Raw genomic sequence first — 15,710 nt, 5'->3', positions numbered from 1 at the left:
TTATAAAAGTGTAGAAACTTCGATTACAAAAAGTAGTATTCCTAGGACAAAACATTACTATGCAGATGCTTACTGCTCATGGCAGAGAGGTAGTAATGAAAATCTTAATAAAATGATAAGAAGGTTTATTCCTAAAGGAAGAAGTTTTAAAGAATATAGCAGAAATGAAATAAAGCGGATACAAAAGTGGATGAATAACTATCCTAGAAAGATATTTGATTTTAAGACTTCAAATGATGTTTATGAAAAGAAATTAGAAGCAGCTTAGAAAGCAATTATATATGTAGGTATAATTTTTCAAAAAACCGTGCATTTAACCTTGCAATTAATAAAATTCTTAGCAAAGGTTAAGAACCATTGATATTTTATTTAGGCTATGTTATAATGTTATAGCATATTTGAAATTAGTATTTTAGATAAAATTAAACTTTAGTACAAAATGAAATATAAATAGAAAGATTTTTTAGTATAGGAGGCAGTAGATATGAAGATTGAAGAACAATTAAAAGTTATTAACCGCGGGGTTGCAGAATTAATTTCTGAAGAAGAGTTAAAGAAGAAGTTAGAGAAAGCAGCAGAAGAAGATAGGCCATTAAGAGTAAAATTAGGTTTAGACCCAAGTGCGCCGGATATTCATTTGGGGCATACGGTTGTCTTACAGAAATTAAAGCAGTTTCAAGACTTAGGTCATCAAGTTATTCTGCTTATTGGTGATTTTACTGGTCGAATTGGTGACCCAACAGGAAAGTCAAAGACTCGTCCACAGTTAACAGAAGAGCAGATTAAAGAGAATGCTAAGACTTACCAAGAACAGATTTTTAAAGTTTTAGATCCTGATAAGACAGAGTTAGTCTTTAATAGTGAATGGTTAGGAGAGATGGATTTTACAGATGTTATTAATTTATCTGCTAATTATACAGTAGCAAGGATGCTAGAACGCGAGGATTTTTCGCAAAGATATAAGAATAATCAAGCAATTAGTATCCATGAATTCTTCTATCCGTTGATGCAAGGTTATGATTCAGTTGCGATTGAGGCCGATGTAGAACTAGGAGGAACAGACCAAAAGTTCAACCTATTAGTAGGTCGAGATTTACAGAAAGAGTACGGACAAGATCCACAAGTTATTGTTATGATGCCGATTTTAGAAGGATTAGACGGGGTTAAAAAGATGAGCAAGAGCTTAGGTAATTACATAGGAATTAATGATAAACCAAGTGATATGTATGGTAAAGTAATGTCTATTCCTGATAAATTGTTAATTCGTTATTTTGAATTGCTAACTGATATTTCTTTAGAAGAGTTAAAAGACCTTAAGTCAGGGATTAATAATGGAGAAGTACATCCTATGGAAGCTAAAAAGAGGTTAGCTAAGACAATAGTTATTAAATATTATGATGAAGCAGCAGCTAAAGAAGCAGCAAAAGAGTTTGAAAGGGTGTTTAAAGAAGGGAAACTCCCTGATGATATGCCAGAGGTAGAGATTAAGAGTGATGCCTTAGAAGATGGAGAGATGTGGATTGTTAAGTTAGTGGCTGCTACTGGCTTGGTCGATAGTAATAGTCAAGCCCGAAGAATGATTAAACAGGGAGCAGTTAAGATTGATGATGAAAAGTATGATAAGATTAATTTAGATGTTGAAGTTAAAGATGGTATGATAGTAAGAATAGGTAAGAGAAGATTTGCAAAGATAGTATTAAATTAAATTTAAAAATTAATTAGATTTTATTCACGTAACCACCTTTTAGCACATAGGCTGTTAAGAGGTGGTTATTTTGAATATTTCCTTTAAAAGGTTATTAGCTTTAATATTGTTAGGCACTATTATTATATCATTTGCAGTAGTATTGTTAGTAGAAAATACTTTAAGACCGATCTTAAGAGAAGTTTCTAAAGTTAAAGTTGCTGGATTAGCTACAGAAATGATTAATAAAGCAGTTTATGAGAAATCGAATCAGTTTAAATATGGTGATTTAGTAACGACTAAGACTGACCAGCAGGGAAATATCATATTAATGCAACCAAACTTACATAAAATAAATAAAATTTCTTCTCAGCTTACCTTAGGAATTCAAAAATATTTAAAACAGATTGATAATAATAAGGTTCAATTGCCTATTATGCAGGTGTTTGGAATTCAAGTTTTAGCAAAGTATGGTCCACAATTAGATGCAAAAATAGTTCCTTATAATTCAGTAGAAACTGATATAGTTGATTATTTTCAATCGGCTGGCATTAATCAAACGCGGCATAAGATTGACTTAGAGGTTACTGCTAAAGTGAAAGTTGTAGTTCCGTTTATGAGTAATACTATTAGAGTACAGACAACAGTTCCTTTGAGTGAGGCAGTAATAGTTGGTAGAGTTCCAAAAGTTTATGTTGGTTTAGAAAAAGGATTGATTAGTACAAAAGAAAATTAGTAATGTTTAAGCCGCTTAGAATTTCTAAGCGGCTTTCCAATTTTTAAAAACTTCTTATTTGTTTATAAAATAGACATTAAGGATATAATAAAAAACACATTGGTTTGGTGAGGAGGTTGAATATGCATAAAGGGTATGAAATTATAGATTTACCAGTAATCAACTTACAAACTGGTGAGGAGATAGGTGCTATTGAAGATGTAGTATTTGATCCCGAAGAAAAAAGGATTGTAGGATTAATAATTAATAATAAAAGTTTATTTCAAGGCAGTCGGATGATAGCTTATGAAGAGTTGCATAGTGTAGGAGAAGATGCGGTCACTATTGAAGATGATTCGGTGCTTACTAAATTAGATGATACTAAAGAATTTTTAACAGGACCCAATGGTAGTGTAATTGGTTCTAGAGTAGTGACTGATGACGGGAAAGAGTTAGGTAATATAGAAGATATTATTTTAGATTCAACTAATGGCCAAATAAATGGCTATGAGATTACTGATGGATTAGTACAAGATATATTAGATGGGAGAGGAAGACTACAAGTTTCTGATGATTTGAAGTATGGTAAAGATGTAGTGATTGTTTCTAATTTAGATAATTACCAGCGAATAAATAATAGGGATAATAATGAAGAATAAATAGGAAGGAGTGAATAGGTATGAGTTTTTTAAGTAAGAAATTTTGGAAAGGTGTAGCAATAGGGGGAGTAGCGAGTGCTTTTTTTATAAGTCTAATGCATGAAGGGGTTGTTGATAACCTAAGAAAGAAGTTCAAAATGGATAATTCGAAATCAGATATTGATTTAGATAATCTGTCAAGTGAAATTTTAGGAGATACAAGTGAAAAAAATTTGAATAAATCCCAGAAGCAAAATGAATTCTCTATAAATCAAACGAATGAAGCAAGGCAGGATGGAAGAAATAAGAATGACGAACAGTTTAATGAAAAGATTAGCTTGGTTGAGGAGAGGTTAAAAAATTTAAGTCCTGATTCTAAATCTAACTAAAGTAGGAGTTGATTAAATCTGGAAGATGTTAGACAAGAAAGGAAAGCTCTTTTATTATTAATCTTAATAGGAATAATATATTTCTTATATCTAGTTAGAATCGTTCTACTACCATTTGTTTTAGCGATTTTAATTGTTTATTTGGTAGAACCATTTATTGATTGTCTATTAAATAGAGGGGTAGGTCGAAATTTAGCTTTAGCATTAATTTTATTTTTAGTTGCCGGTGGTATCTTTTTATTTGGTTTTTTTGCTGCTCCATATTTAATAGAAGAGCTAAATACTCTAGCTCAAAGGTTGCCAGTATATGCAAAAGAAATTCAAAATATCATTGATTTGATCAATGATAAGTATGAAAGGATTGACTTACCACCTGCGATTCAGACTATTATCGATAACAGTCTGAGTAGAATTCAAAGTGTTACACTTAGATTTGTAGAGAGAACTACTGAAGTGATCATTGGTCTATTATCTAGCTTCTTTAGTTTAGTTATGGCTCCTATTTTAGCTTTTTACATGCTAAAAGATATTGATCTAATTAAGAAGAATATGTGGTCGTTAGTGCCAAAGGCATATAGAAAGGAAGTTAAGCAGTTATTAAAGAAGATAGATGATGTCTTACGGGGATATTTAAAAGGACAGCTTTTGGTCTCAATAGTAGTAGGGTTATTACTAAGTTTAGGATTTTATATTTTGAAGGTAAAGTTCTATTTGTTAATTGGGATCTTTGCTGGAATAATGAATTTAATTCCTTATTTAGGAGTTGTCCTCGGAATTCTACCAGCATTATTTATTGTTTCATTTAAGTCAACCCAGGCCATTATAGGTGTTGTAGTGTTATATTTAATTGTCCAACAATTAGAAAGTAGTTTGATTTCTCCTAAAATTGTAGGTGATAAGGTTGGTTTGCATCCAATTATTATTATCTTTTCGTTATTAGTAGGAGGGGAGTTATTAGGGATTATCGGTATGCTATTAGCAGTTCCAATTGCTGGAATAATTAAGGTGATTATTAATCATTTTATTAGTCGAATAATATGAATAATAAGTGGAGGTGAAAGTTGACAATATAAGCCTTTTTTAGTATTATATAAACTAAGTATATATAGATAATAGATAGTAGATGCTTTTCAGTTATGGAGGCTATAAAGGAGGAAGAATGGATTATGACAATGACGAGCAAGGAGATTCGACAGAAATTCTTAGATTACTTTGAAGATAATGAGCATTTGGCTCTGCCAAGTGCTCCGTTAGTGCCAAAAGATGACCCTACTTTACTTTGGATTAACGCGGGGATGGCTCCTTTCAAACCTTATTTTGATGGACGAGCTACTCCACCTAATACTAGGATAGTTACTTCACAGAAGTGCATTAGAACTAATGATATTGAGAATGTAGGTAAGACAGCAAGACATCATACATTATTTGAAATGCTAGGTAACTTTTCTTTTGGTGATTACTTTAAAGAAGAAGCAATTAAGTGGAGTTATGAATTTTTAGTAGATGAGATGGGGTTAAATCCAGATAGATTTTGGATCTCTATCTATAAAGACGATGATCAAGCATTTGATATTTGGGCAGAGCAGGTAGGAGTTCCTGAGGATAGAATTGTTCGTATGGGTAAGGATGAAAATTTCTGGGAGATAGGTACTGGGCCTTGTGGTCCATGTTCAGAGATTCATTATGATATGGGAGCAGAGTTTGGTTGTAGTGATGATTGTGAATTTGGCTGTGAGTGTGATCGTTATCGTGAAGTATGGAATTTAGTCTTTACGCAATATGATTTAACAGAAGATGGCGAGTATAAACCACTACCACAAAAGAATATAGATACAGGTATGGGATTAGAAAGATTAGCTTCGATTGTACAAGGAGTAGATACAAATTATGAAACAGACCTATTCCAGCCGATTATGGATTTTATTAGTGAGCATATAGAGTTTAAATATCAAACTAATGAAGAGATTACTATGGCTTATCGAGTTATTGCTGATCATATTCGTAGTGTTACTTTTGCTATTAGTGATGGAGTATTGCCATCTAATGAAGGACGTGGCTATGTAATTAGAAGAGTCTTAAGAAGAGCTGTTAGATATGCTAAAAAGTTAAATTTAGAAATGCCATTTTTACATAAGATTGTGCCGGTTGTAGTAGAGATAATGGGAGATGTATATTCGGAAATTGCCGAAAAAGAAGAACAGATAATGAAAGTAATTAAGAATGAGGAAATCCGATTCCAGGAGACATTAGACCAAGGAATGGAAATTTTAGAGGAACTAATTAATGAATTGGATGAAGAAGATACTAAAGTAATTCCTGGTCATAAGGTATTTACGCTTTATGATACTTATGGTTTTCCTAAAGAATTAACAGAAGAGATTGCCGAAGAAAAAGGTTATGAGATCGATATAGAAGGTTTTGAAGAGGCTATGGCTAAGCAAAGAGCTAGAGCACGGGCAGCTAGAGAAGAATATGATTCCGGTCATGCTGAGACTGAATTATTTAAAAAGATTAAAGATGAAATAGAGATGCCTGAATTCGTTGGTTATACTAAGTTAACAAGCAATTCTCAAGTCTTAAGAATAATCGTTGATAATGAAATTGTAAACAGCTTAGATGCCGGTCAAGAAGGACAAGTGATTTTGAATAAAACTCCTTTCTATGCTGAAAGTGGAGGTCAAATAGGTGATACAGGTATTGTAATTAATGATAATGTAACAGCAAAAGTGGTTGATACACAAGAAAAAGCTGAATTAATAGTACATAAAGTAGTAGTAGAAGACGGTAAGCTAACTACAGATGCTGAGGTTGAGGCTAAAGTAGAATCAGAATTACGTAAAGATATTAGAAGAAATCATACTGCTACTCATCTGTTACATGAAGCTTTACGAGAAGTTTTAGGTGAACACGTAGAACAGTCAGGCTCATTGGTAGAACCGGAAAGATTACGTTTTGATTTTACTCATTTTGAAGCAGTTAGTAGTGAAGAATTAATGCAGGTTGAGAAGATAGTTAATCAACAGATAATGAATAATTTAGAAGTAGAAGTCTTAGAGACTGACCTTGCAGAGGCTAAAGAGTTAGGAGCAACAGCCTTATTTAGTGATAAGTATGATGAAAAAGTAAGGGTAGTTAAGATTGGAGATTATAGCTTAGAACTATGTGGAGGTACCCATGTAGCGGCAACAGGTGAAATAAGTCTTTTTAAGATTATAAATGAAACAGGGATTGCAGCCGGTGTACGGAGAATTGAAGTTGTGACTGGAAAAGAAGCAGTTGCCTATGTTAATCGGCAAGAAGAAGTACTTAATCAGATAGCAGTGACTTTAAAGACGACTCCGGATAACCTTTTAGAAAGAGTAGATAAACTACAAAATGAAATTAAAGGTTTAGAAAATGAAGTTGCATCCTTAAAAGATAGACTAGCAAGTTCACAGGCTGATGAATTAGTATCAAGTCAAGAAGAGATTAATGGAGTAAATGTTGTTTTAGAGAAAGTAGAAGGCATGGACGCTGACGGCCTTAGAACGATGGGAGATAATATTAAACAGAATTTAGATTCTGGAATTATTATTTTAGGTTCAGATTTAGGTCAAAAAGCTTTATTTGTTAGTATGGTGAGTGATGATTTGGTAGAGGCAGGTTTTAATGCTGGTCAGATAATTGGTGAGGTAGCTAGAGTAGCAGGTGGCGGCGGCGGAGGTCGTCCAGATATGGCTCAGGCTGGTGGAAGTCAACCTGAGAAGATAGATGTAGCCTTTGATAAGGCTAGAGAACTAATAGCTAATCAATAATTGCAGATTGACTGAGATTCAAGAGCCTTAAAGACTTAATTACTAAAAGATTTGTAAGGTGGGAAAGGTGGGATTAGCAATGAAAAATGATGAAACAATGATGTTTAAGGTAAAGAAAGAAGAAATTAAAGAAGTTTCCGAAGTTTTAGCTGAAGTCTATCAAGCCTTAGTAGAGAAGGGTTATAACCCAATTAATCAGATTGTAGGTTATATATTGTCAGGAGACCCTGCTTATATTACTAGTCATCAAGATGCCCGGAGTAAGATTCGTAGGTTTGAAAGAGATGAAATTATTGAAGAGCTAGTTCGTAACTATTTAGAAAAGCGTGAAAGCAATTAAAATTAATAATGGAGTGAAGCCAATTATGAGGAAAGTGGTCTTCCTGATTGTAATTTTAACTTTATTATTAATTTCAAGCACGGTCTTTAGTACTGGTATAGATGCCGATGAACCATTTATACTATTTGTTATTGATCAGATAAGCATCAATGAAGTTTCGAAGATTCCAACTCCAAACTTAGATTATTTAATTGATCAAGGGGCGGTAGCGTTAACTAATAGTAGAACTAGTGGAAGTTTAAGCCCACCTGACACTTACTTAACTATTGGTGCTGGTAGAAGGGCTAATACTGATATAGCAGGTAATTACACCTTCAATACAGATACTAAGTATAAGGGGAAGAATGTATCCAAGCTCTATCAAGCCTTAACTGGTAACCAGTTGACAACAGAATCAATAGTCAATATTAGATTTTCAGAGATTATTAAACAGAATTTATTAGGTGCTTATAGAGCTCATCCAGGGGCTTTAGGACAGGTGCTCAAAGAAGCTGGAAAGCAAGTAACGGTTATTGGTAATAGCGATTATCAAGATAGTAGTTTAGAATATCATTTAGGGCGTGAAGCAGCTCTAATTGGATTTGACAGTAAAGGAAGCATCGAACTAGGGGATGTTAGTCAGAAGACGATAGTAAGTACTGACTGGCATCCTTTTGGTTTTGTAACTAGTCAGCAATATGTAGTAAATAAATTTAATGAATTATATGAAGAAGCTGAATTGATTATAATCGAATCTGGTGATACAGCTAGAGTGGAGGCGCTAAGAGAGACATTGCTTCCTAAAGATTTCAAAAAATTTAAAAAGGATGCCTTGCAGCGGGCAGATAAGTTATTAGGAAAGATATTAGATAAGATTAATTTAAAACAGACAAGAATCATGGTTGTTACGCCAACACCGTCTTATAAAGCAAGACAGGAGGGAAAGAACCTTACATTAACTATACTAGCTGGGACAGGGGTTAAAAATGGTTTGCTTACTACCGGCACTACTAGAAGGTTAGGAATCATTACTAATTTAGATATTGCTCCTACTATCTTAAATTCAGTAGGGATAGATGATATACCTCCTATGATGATAGGTAGCCCTGTGTCAAGTGTTGAGGTCGACCAACCATTCGCTAAAGCTGTAAAAATAAATGAACAGATTACTAGAACATTTACTTGGCGTCCAATCTTAATTAAGGGTTTCATTTTATTGCAGATAGCAGTACTTACTTTAGCTGCTTTAGTAATTATCTTTAAAGATAAGGTGACATCTTTTATTAAGAGTTCTACAGAAGTTCTATTACTGTCTTTATTAGTAATTCCAGTATTTTTAATATTATCTAGCTTTTTTAATTTAGGAGATGTTTATTTAGTTGCGGGTTTATTCATATTACTTAGTCTAGGATTAGCCTTTCTCTTAAAAAGGTTAACTCCTCATGAATTAGACCCTATTTTAATAGTACTCAATTTAATATCATTGTTATTGATCGTTGACATTTGGATGGGTGCTAGATTGATTAAAACTTCAGTCTTAGGCTATTCACCGGTAATTGGAGCCCGGTTTTATGGGATAGGTAATGAGTTTATGGGATTATTAATTGGTACAATTCTCATTGGAATCACTGGGTTTTTTGACCGTTTTTCAATTTTAGAAAAGAAGAATCATTATCTATTTCTTTTAGTTACAGCGATTGTAGTAATAACGATCGGCTATCCCCAATTAGGTGCTAATTTTGGCGGCTTATTAACTTCATTAGCTGCTTTCACTTTTACTTATGGATTAATTAAAGAATATAAGTTTAACTTAAGACGGGTAATGGTTATAATAATTGTATTAAGTCTATTAGTTGGTAGCCTAGTCTTATATGATACTCTAAGTCCTAAACGATCTGCTAGTCATATAGGGAAGACAGTCTTGTTAATTAAGAATAATGGTTTAAAAGAGGTATTCAATATTATTTATAGAAAATTAAGTATGAACCTGAAGCTATTACGATGGACTATTTGGACTAAAGTAGTTGTAGCATTCATCTTTATTCTAGCTATCTTATTTAGATATCCAGTAGGAGTAGTTAGACAAATAATCGATGATTACTCCCATCTTCGTTATGGCTTTAGTGGGGTAGTATGTGGTAGTATAGTAACTATGTTAGTGAATGATTCTGGGGTAGTCGCTACCGCGACTTTATTATTACCCGCTGTAGTTACATTTGTTTACTTAGTAATTAGAAGGATAGAGTTGTAGATATCAGTAGTTTAAGAATCAACTAATAAAAGATGAGGGATATAGATAAATATGAAAATTTTAGGATTAGATTATGGAGATAAAAGAATAGGAGTAGCTGCTAGTGATGCTTTAGGTTGGACTGCTCAAGGGAAGAAAGTTATACAAAATACCTCACTAAATGAAGTGATTAATGAATTAGAAGATTTAATTGATGAGTATGAAATTGGAAAGGTCGTTGTTGGATTACCCAAAAATATGAATGGTACTTTAGGACCAAGAGCAGAAAAGACTTTAGAATTTGTAGAAGCATTAAAGGAAGAATTTACGATACCGATCATTACCTGGGATGAAAGGTTATCAACGGCAGCAGCTGAAAGGACATTATTAGCTGCTGATGTTAGTCGTCGCAAACGTAAAGATGTCATTGATAAGATGGCAGCTGTAGTTATTTTACAGAATTATTTAGATAGTCAATAATTATTAAATAAAAAGTCGAGGTGAATTAATTATGGCAGAAGAAGGTAAGATTAACAAGTTTAATCTAGAAGAAGGAGTTGCAGTTCTAGAAGGTACTGATGGAGAGACTATTAACTTTTCTATTGAGGAAGAGTTAGATATTGATAATGAAAAGTACTTTATCTTAGTTAAGGAAGATGAATTAGACTTAGGAGAGGGTTATGCATTGCGCTTAACTAAGGATGAGAATGATACTGAAGTTTTAGTTCCGGTTACAAGTGAAGAGGAACTAATGAAGGTTCAAAATAAAATTGAAGAATTATATCAATAGCTAATTTCTCCTTTTTTTGGAAGTATAAAGCCTACCTCAAATGGAGATAATATGATTACAAACTAATAATGAGGGGGGCTTTATATGCTATTGACGGAATGCTTCTTAGATGGTCGGTATTTTCGGATTGAGAGTACTACCCATGCTCTCCAGCGAATGAAAGAAAGGGATATTGATAGTGAGTTAGTAAATGGGATTATTCTTAGTTTAGGCGAAAAACTACTAGAATATAATGACTCTGGCGACGAAATAGCGATTGTGGACCAAGAGAATAATTTGGCTGTAATAATTGAAGTTCGTGAATGCAAGGCAGTAGTAATCACAGTGATAGACCGGGCTAATATACATATTAAAGATGGCACATTACTAGAAGAGATTGCTTGATTAGTTACAAAGTTAGATATATTGGCTATAATAATACAGAGAGCAATTTTGCTTTCTGTATTATTTTTTTGTTTGCTAAATAGCTTGCAATTGTTTATAATAGATAAAGAATCTTCTAAAGTCTTGATGAAATGAAAGGGTGGGAGCCTTGTTTAAATTTAATAAACATAACAGACATAATTTAGTCGCTGCAATTATTATGATTCTCTTCATTTTTACTTTAGGTGGTATTTCTTATTTAGAAGAGTTGACTAGTCCAATTAATTCTAAAAGTGTTTCTGAATATGAGGTATTAATTAGGCCAGGTGCTAGTAGTAGTCAAATAGCTAATCTCTTAGCCGATAAGGGTTTAATCCGCCATCCTTTGCTTTTTAAAGCTTTAGTTAGGTTTAGAGGGGCTGAATCTGATTTAAAAACTGGTTATTATAATCTAAGTACAGGTATGTCTATTGACCAAATGATTGATAAGATAGTTAATGGTAAGGTAATAACCCAAGAGTTTACTATTCCCGAAGGGTTTACTGTAGAAGAGATTGCTCAAGAGATAACAAAGCAGTTTACTTTTAGTAAGAAAGAATTTCTGCAGACTGCTAGAGGATTCAAATTTGGACAGGCTGTAAAAAATGAAGGACGAAAGTATAATGTAGAAGGCTATCTTTTTCCTGAGACTTATCAGGTTCCTAAAGGGACTAACCCTAAAGGGATAATTAAAGTGATGTTAGAGGAGTTTAAAGCTGAGTTAGATGAAAGAATAATTTCTAAAATTGAAGATAGTGGTCTTACTCTAGATGAAGTAATCACAATAGCATCTTTAATAGAAGCAGAAGCTAAGTATGATGTGGAAAGAAGGTTAATCTCTAGTGTGATTCACAATCGACTAGATAAGAATATGGCTTTGCAGATTGATGCTACTATCCAATATATATTACCGGAGCATAAGTCCAAAATTTTATATAGTGATTTAGCAATTGAATCGCCTTATAATACCTATCAACACGTTGGGTTGCCTCCAGGACCTATTAATAATCCTGGCTTAGACTCTATTAAAGCAGCACTTAATCCTAAAGAGACTAATTATTTATATTATTTTGCTTTAGATGATGGTAGTCATAAATTTAGTAAGACTTACCGTGAGCATTTAAGGCTGCAAAATAAGTTGAAATATTAGGGTAAGGTTTTCTTATGTAATTAATATCGCTTAATTATGATATGGTACAACCATCTTAAACTGTTCTTGTACGTTTGGTTTCAATACGAAGTGCTAGTAGCGAAATTTACTCAATATGACCTTTTTGTGTTCTAATCATGATATTAGATTACTTTTAAGACATAATAGATACCGAGTATGATTAAATATGAAAATATTATATTAAGCAGATAGTGAATTTTAATATTAATTTTAGGAAGTGAAATTTATGAGTAAAAATATTTTAACCGATTTTATGCAAGACTATATGGAAAAGATTACACCAGAACGAACTGGAGATTTAAGAAGATTAGAGGAAGAAGCATTAGAAAGAAATATTCCAATTGTTGATCCAGAAGTGGGACAATTTTTATCGCTATTAATTTCGATTCATCAATCCCAAAGAATATTAGAATTAGGGACAGCCACTGGATATTCGACTCTGTGGTTAGCTAAAGGCAATCAAGCGGAGATAGTGACTATTGAATTAAAAGAGCGAGATGCTAAAGTAGCAAGGAAGAATTTTAATGATTTAGAATTAGATGATAGAATTAAATTATTAGTAGGTGATGCTGTAGAAGTAATGGACCAGTTAGAAGAAGGATTTGATCTAATATTTATTGATGCAGCTAAAGGGCAATATATTGAATATTTAAATCAATCTCTAAGATTAATTAATGACGGAGGTTTAATTGTAGCTGATAATATTTTGTTTAAAGGGATGATAAGTAATGATGAACTAATGCATCCACGGTATGATACTTTAACCTATCGTTTAAGAGAATATATAGAGATAGTGATGGACCATCAAGAGCTACAATCATCGATTCTGCCTTTAGGTGATGGATTGGCAATTAGTCGAAAATTAGGTAAGGGGGAATAGAATATGGAAGTCCCTGAATTATTAGCACCAGCAGGTAATTTAGAAAAGTTGAAGATAGCAGTCTTATATGGAGCAGATGCAGTCTATGTAGGTGGTAAGTCATTTAGTTTAAGAGAAGCAGCTAATAACTTTAGTTTAGAAGAATTAAAGAAAGGTTTAAATTTTGCTCATAGTCGAGGAGTTAAGGTCTATGTTACGATAAATATGATTCCTCATAATGATGATTTTGAAGGATTACCATCATACATAACTGAATTAAATGAAATTGGGGTAGATGCTGTAATTGTAGCTGATCCTGGAGTCTTAAGTGTAGTGAAGGAGGTAGCGTCTGGCTTAGAGGTTCATTTAAGTACGCAAGCTAATAATGTTAATTGGCGTAGTGTAAAGTTCTGGGGCGAACAGGGGATTGATAGAGTTATTCTAGCGCGAGAATTGAGTTTAGATGAGATGAAAGGGATTAATCAACAGGTTAAGATTGGTACAGAAGCATTCATTCATGGAGCGATGTGTATTTCATATTCTGGTAGATGTCTTTTAAGCAATTATATGATTAATCGTGATGCAAATCGTGGTCAGTGTGCTCATTCTTGTCGCTGGAAATATAGTCTAATGGAAAAAGAACGCCCTGGCGAGTATTATCCTATCTTTGAAGATGAAAATGGAACTTATATCTTTAATTCTAAAGATTTATGTATGATAGAGTATATTCCAGAATTAATGACTGCTGGCTTGAGCAGCTTAAAGATAGAAGGACGAATGAAGAGTTTACATTATGTAGCTACTGTGACTAGTACCTATAGACAGGCTTTAGATGTGTGGAGTAAAGACCCGGAGAGTTATCAATTTAAAGAGGAATGGTTAACTGAATTACAGAAGATTAGTCATCGACATTATACTACTGGTTTCTATTTTGGTCGACCAGGTGCTGAAGAGCAGAATTATGATTCATCAGCATATGCTAGAGATTATGATTTTATGGGTATTGTACAAGAATACTTACCAGAAACTGAAGAAGCTATTATTGAAGTAAGAAGTAAATTTTTTATTGATGATATTGTTGAATTTTTTGGTCCCAATACAGGAACGTTTATTGAAAAGTTAGAATATATTAAAGATGAAGATGGTGAGTTAATCCCTGCTGCACCTCATCCTCATCAGTTAATTACTGTTCGAGTTGAACGACCGGTTCAAAAGTATGATATAGTTAGAAGGGAGAAGAAGGATTAAGGATGGATACGATTACTATTAAAATTGAAGTAGAAAAGTCAGAGATGGCCTTTGTAGACAAGATCATCAAAGCTTATGAAGGTTTAGCAATGGTGACGGTGGTTGGCGGTGAAAGGGGTTTGATGAAATTAGAGGTTCCACCTAGTAATAAACAAGAAATTTTAGAAATATTGGATGATTTAGCTAATAAAGTTAAATTGAAAATTGTTGAAATAGAAAAATAAATGAGATTGTACAGGCACAAATAGTATTAACTCCCCATATAAATATAAGTAGAGTGTTAATGTCAATTGTGGGGGTGGTTATTTTAAATGGTGCCTGGCCTTTTTTTTCAAATTGGCAGTAGCCTATTAGACGGTATTTCGATCTTAATCTCTTATATTAAGAATAATAATGTCTTTCCTCATCCTTTAGATCCAGAAGAGGAAAGTGAATGCTTAGAAAAATTAGCTGAAGGAGAAAGGGGAGCAAAAAAGGCTTTAATTGAGCATAACTTGCGTTTGGTGGCGCACATCGTCAAAAAATTTGATAATTCAAAAGAAGAGACTGAAGATTTAATTTCGATTGGTTCTATTGGCTTAATTAAAGCGATAGAGACTTATGATCCTTCAAAAAAAGTTAAATTAGCAACTTATGCTTCCCGTTGTATTGAAAATGAAATTTTGATGCATCTTAGACAGAACAAAAAGACCAAAAGAGAAGTTCTATTACATGAACCGATAGGTGCTGATAAGGAAGGTAATGAGATTACATTAATTGATATTTTAGGTACTGATTTTGATGTTGTTCCTGATGAAGTAGAATTTTCTTTAGCAGAAGAAAAGTTATACCAAAAGTTAGGTGATTTGACTGAAAGAGAGAAAAAAGTTATTGAGATGAGATATGGTTTAAATAATACAAAGAAACTTACTCAGCGAGAAATAGCAAATCAATTGGATATTTCTCGTTCTTATGTTTCTAGAATAGAAAAGAAAGCATTAGAAAAGTTGCATAAATTATTTTTATTAGAAGGTTATTAATTTAGCCTTCTTTTTTAATTTTTGTTATTAAAACAAAATTTATTAATAATTTTTGAATAGAATTATATATTATTGATAAATATACTTATAGAGGACTTGTGAAAAAAGGAACATTGTATAATTAAATGCACAGGATAAATAAAAAGGTGACACATACCAATACCTCATATATAATGTTAACTAACCAAAGAAAACATTTATGGAGGTATCAGGCATGTGTCAAGATAATTATACCACAGAAAATAGGAAAGGGAAACATTTAAAATGGGAAGAAAGAAAAATTATAGAGCATTTATATAATATTCAAGAAAAATCAATAACTAAAATAGCGGAGGAACTAGATAGACACAGAACTACAATAAGCAGAGAAATAAAAAAGGGTAAGGTAGAACTATTAAATACAGACTATACAACTAGAGAAGAATATGATGCTAAGAAAGCCCAACAGGCAT

At 32.9% G+C, this 15,710-nt stretch carries 18 protein-coding genes; all 18 read left to right on the top strand.

Annotated features, from left to right (window positions below; all coding sequences use genetic code 11):
- Nucleotides 1-268: IS30 family transposase (locus BM077_RS13055; RefSeq protein WP_143018617.1), on the top strand; the 268-nt coding region annotated here is incomplete at its 5' end.
- 216 nt (nt 269-484) lie between these two features.
- The gene (gene tyrS / locus BM077_RS13050; RefSeq protein WP_089751053.1) at nt 485-1,705 is read left to right on the top strand and encodes a tyrosine--tRNA ligase; all 1,221 of its coding nucleotides are present in this window, start codon (nt 485-487) and stop codon (nt 1,703-1,705) included.
- Nucleotides 1,706-1,775: 70 nt separating this feature from the next.
- Nucleotides 1,776-2,420 (top strand): sporulation protein YunB, encoded by a 645-nt coding sequence (yunB, locus tag BM077_RS13045; protein WP_176941737.1) that lies wholly within the window; start codon nt 1,776-1,778, stop codon nt 2,418-2,420.
- A gap of 122 nt (nt 2,421-2,542) precedes the next feature.
- On the top strand, nt 2,543-3,058 hold the full coding sequence (locus tag BM077_RS13040; RefSeq protein WP_089751057.1) for a PRC-barrel domain-containing protein: 516 nt from the start codon (nt 2,543-2,545) through the stop codon (nt 3,056-3,058).
- A 20-nt stretch (nt 3,059-3,078) separates the two neighbouring features.
- The gene (locus tag BM077_RS13035; protein WP_089751060.1) at nt 3,079-3,426 is read left to right on the top strand and encodes a hypothetical protein; all 348 of its coding nucleotides are present in this window, start codon (nt 3,079-3,081) and stop codon (nt 3,424-3,426) included.
- An 18-nt stretch (nt 3,427-3,444) separates the two neighbouring features.
- Nucleotides 3,445-4,467, top strand: coding sequence for an AI-2E family transporter (locus BM077_RS13030; protein ID WP_089751062.1), 1,023 nt, complete (start codon nt 3,445-3,447; stop codon nt 4,465-4,467).
- A gap of 125 nt (nt 4,468-4,592) precedes the next feature.
- Nucleotides 4,593-7,220, top strand: a complete 2,628-nt coding sequence (gene alaS, locus BM077_RS13025) for an alanine--tRNA ligase (RefSeq protein ID WP_089751065.1) — start codon at nt 4,593-4,595, stop codon at nt 7,218-7,220.
- Between the two features lie 79 nt (nt 7,221-7,299).
- Nucleotides 7,300-7,560, top strand: coding sequence for an IreB family regulatory phosphoprotein (locus tag BM077_RS13020; RefSeq protein WP_089751083.1), 261 nt, complete (start codon nt 7,300-7,302; stop codon nt 7,558-7,560).
- 25 nt (nt 7,561-7,585) lie between these two features.
- Nucleotides 7,586-9,790, top strand: coding sequence for a hypothetical protein (locus BM077_RS13015; RefSeq protein ID WP_089751067.1), 2,205 nt, complete (start codon nt 7,586-7,588; stop codon nt 9,788-9,790).
- Nucleotides 9,791-9,841: 51 nt separating this feature from the next.
- Complete coding sequence (gene ruvX, locus BM077_RS13010; RefSeq protein ID WP_089751069.1) at nt 9,842-10,249, top strand: Holliday junction resolvase RuvX; 408 nt, start codon at nt 9,842-9,844, stop codon at nt 10,247-10,249.
- A gap of 31 nt (nt 10,250-10,280) precedes the next feature.
- Nucleotides 10,281-10,559: a DUF1292 domain-containing protein gene (locus BM077_RS13005; protein WP_089751072.1), complete on the top strand. Its 279-nt coding sequence runs from the start codon at nt 10,281-10,283 to the stop codon at nt 10,557-10,559.
- Between the two features lie 84 nt (nt 10,560-10,643).
- Nucleotides 10,644-10,943 carry a DUF4258 domain-containing protein gene (locus BM077_RS13000; protein ID WP_089751074.1) on the top strand — a complete coding sequence of 100 codons (300 nt, stop codon included), beginning with the start codon at nt 10,644-10,646 and terminating at the stop codon, nt 10,941-10,943.
- A 148-nt stretch (nt 10,944-11,091) separates the two neighbouring features.
- Complete coding sequence (gene mltG / locus BM077_RS12995; protein WP_089751076.1) at nt 11,092-12,111, top strand: endolytic transglycosylase MltG; 1,020 nt, start codon at nt 11,092-11,094, stop codon at nt 12,109-12,111.
- Nucleotides 12,112-12,358: 247 nt separating this feature from the next.
- Nucleotides 12,359-13,012, top strand: coding sequence for an O-methyltransferase (locus BM077_RS12990; RefSeq protein WP_089751077.1), 654 nt, complete (start codon nt 12,359-12,361; stop codon nt 13,010-13,012).
- A 3-nt stretch (nt 13,013-13,015) separates the two neighbouring features.
- Complete coding sequence (locus BM077_RS12985; protein ID WP_089751079.1) at nt 13,016-14,239, top strand: peptidase U32 family protein; 1,224 nt, start codon at nt 13,016-13,018, stop codon at nt 14,237-14,239.
- Between the two features lie 2 nt (nt 14,240-14,241).
- Nucleotides 14,242-14,463, top strand: a complete 222-nt coding sequence (locus BM077_RS12980; RefSeq protein WP_089751081.1) for a DUF4911 domain-containing protein — start codon at nt 14,242-14,244, stop codon at nt 14,461-14,463.
- A gap of 87 nt (nt 14,464-14,550) precedes the next feature.
- Entirely contained in the window at nt 14,551-15,258 is a 708-nt protein-coding gene (gene sigK / locus BM077_RS12975; RefSeq protein ID WP_176941738.1) for an RNA polymerase sporulation sigma factor SigK, read from the top strand.
- A gap of 214 nt (nt 15,259-15,472) precedes the next feature.
- Nucleotides 15,473-15,710 (top strand): helix-turn-helix domain-containing protein (locus BM077_RS12970; RefSeq protein ID WP_143062173.1); only part of this gene is annotated, 238 nt, incomplete at its 3' end.

It is taken from the genome of Candidatus Frackibacter sp. WG13 (assembly GCF_900114655.1).
In the GTDB taxonomy this organism is placed as follows: Bacteria; Bacillota; Halanaerobiia; order Halobacteroidales; family Acetohalobiaceae; genus Frackibacter.
Note: the sequence above shows the minus strand (reverse complement) of the source record. Positions and strands in the feature narration are given on the sequence as shown.

Bases quoted from the DNA above. Each gene is read 5' to 3' on its own strand.
- BM077_RS13005 (WP_089751072.1), top strand. From the start codon at position 10,281: ATGGCAGAAGAAGGTAAGATTAACAAGTTTAATCTAGAAGAAGGAGTT.
- sigK (WP_176941738.1), top strand. From the start codon at position 14,551: ATGGTGCCTGGCCTTTTTTTTCAAATTGGCAGTAGCCTATTAGACGGT.
- BM077_RS12980 (WP_089751081.1), top strand. From the start codon at position 14,242: ATGGATACGATTACTATTAAAATTGAAGTAGAAAAGTCAGAGATGGCC.
- BM077_RS13040 (WP_089751057.1), top strand. From the start codon at position 2,543: ATGCATAAAGGGTATGAAATTATAGATTTACCAGTAATCAACTTACAA.
- BM077_RS12990 (WP_089751077.1), top strand. From the start codon at position 12,359: ATGAGTAAAAATATTTTAACCGATTTTATGCAAGACTATATGGAAAAG.
- ruvX (WP_089751069.1), top strand. From the start codon at position 9,842: ATGAAAATTTTAGGATTAGATTATGGAGATAAAAGAATAGGAGTAGCT.
- alaS (WP_089751065.1), top strand. From the start codon at position 4,593: ATGACAATGACGAGCAAGGAGATTCGACAGAAATTCTTAGATTACTTT.
- tyrS (WP_089751053.1), top strand. From the start codon at position 485: ATGAAGATTGAAGAACAATTAAAAGTTATTAACCGCGGGGTTGCAGAA.
- BM077_RS13035 (WP_089751060.1), top strand. From the start codon at position 3,079: ATGAGTTTTTTAAGTAAGAAATTTTGGAAAGGTGTAGCAATAGGGGGA.
- BM077_RS12985 (WP_089751079.1), top strand. From the start codon at position 13,016: ATGGAAGTCCCTGAATTATTAGCACCAGCAGGTAATTTAGAAAAGTTG.
- BM077_RS13015 (WP_089751067.1), top strand. From the start codon at position 7,586: ATGAGGAAAGTGGTCTTCCTGATTGTAATTTTAACTTTATTATTAATT.
- BM077_RS13020 (WP_089751083.1), top strand. From the start codon at position 7,300: ATGAAAAATGATGAAACAATGATGTTTAAGGTAAAGAAAGAAGAAATT.
- BM077_RS13000 (WP_089751074.1), top strand. From the start codon at position 10,644: ATGCTATTGACGGAATGCTTCTTAGATGGTCGGTATTTTCGGATTGAG.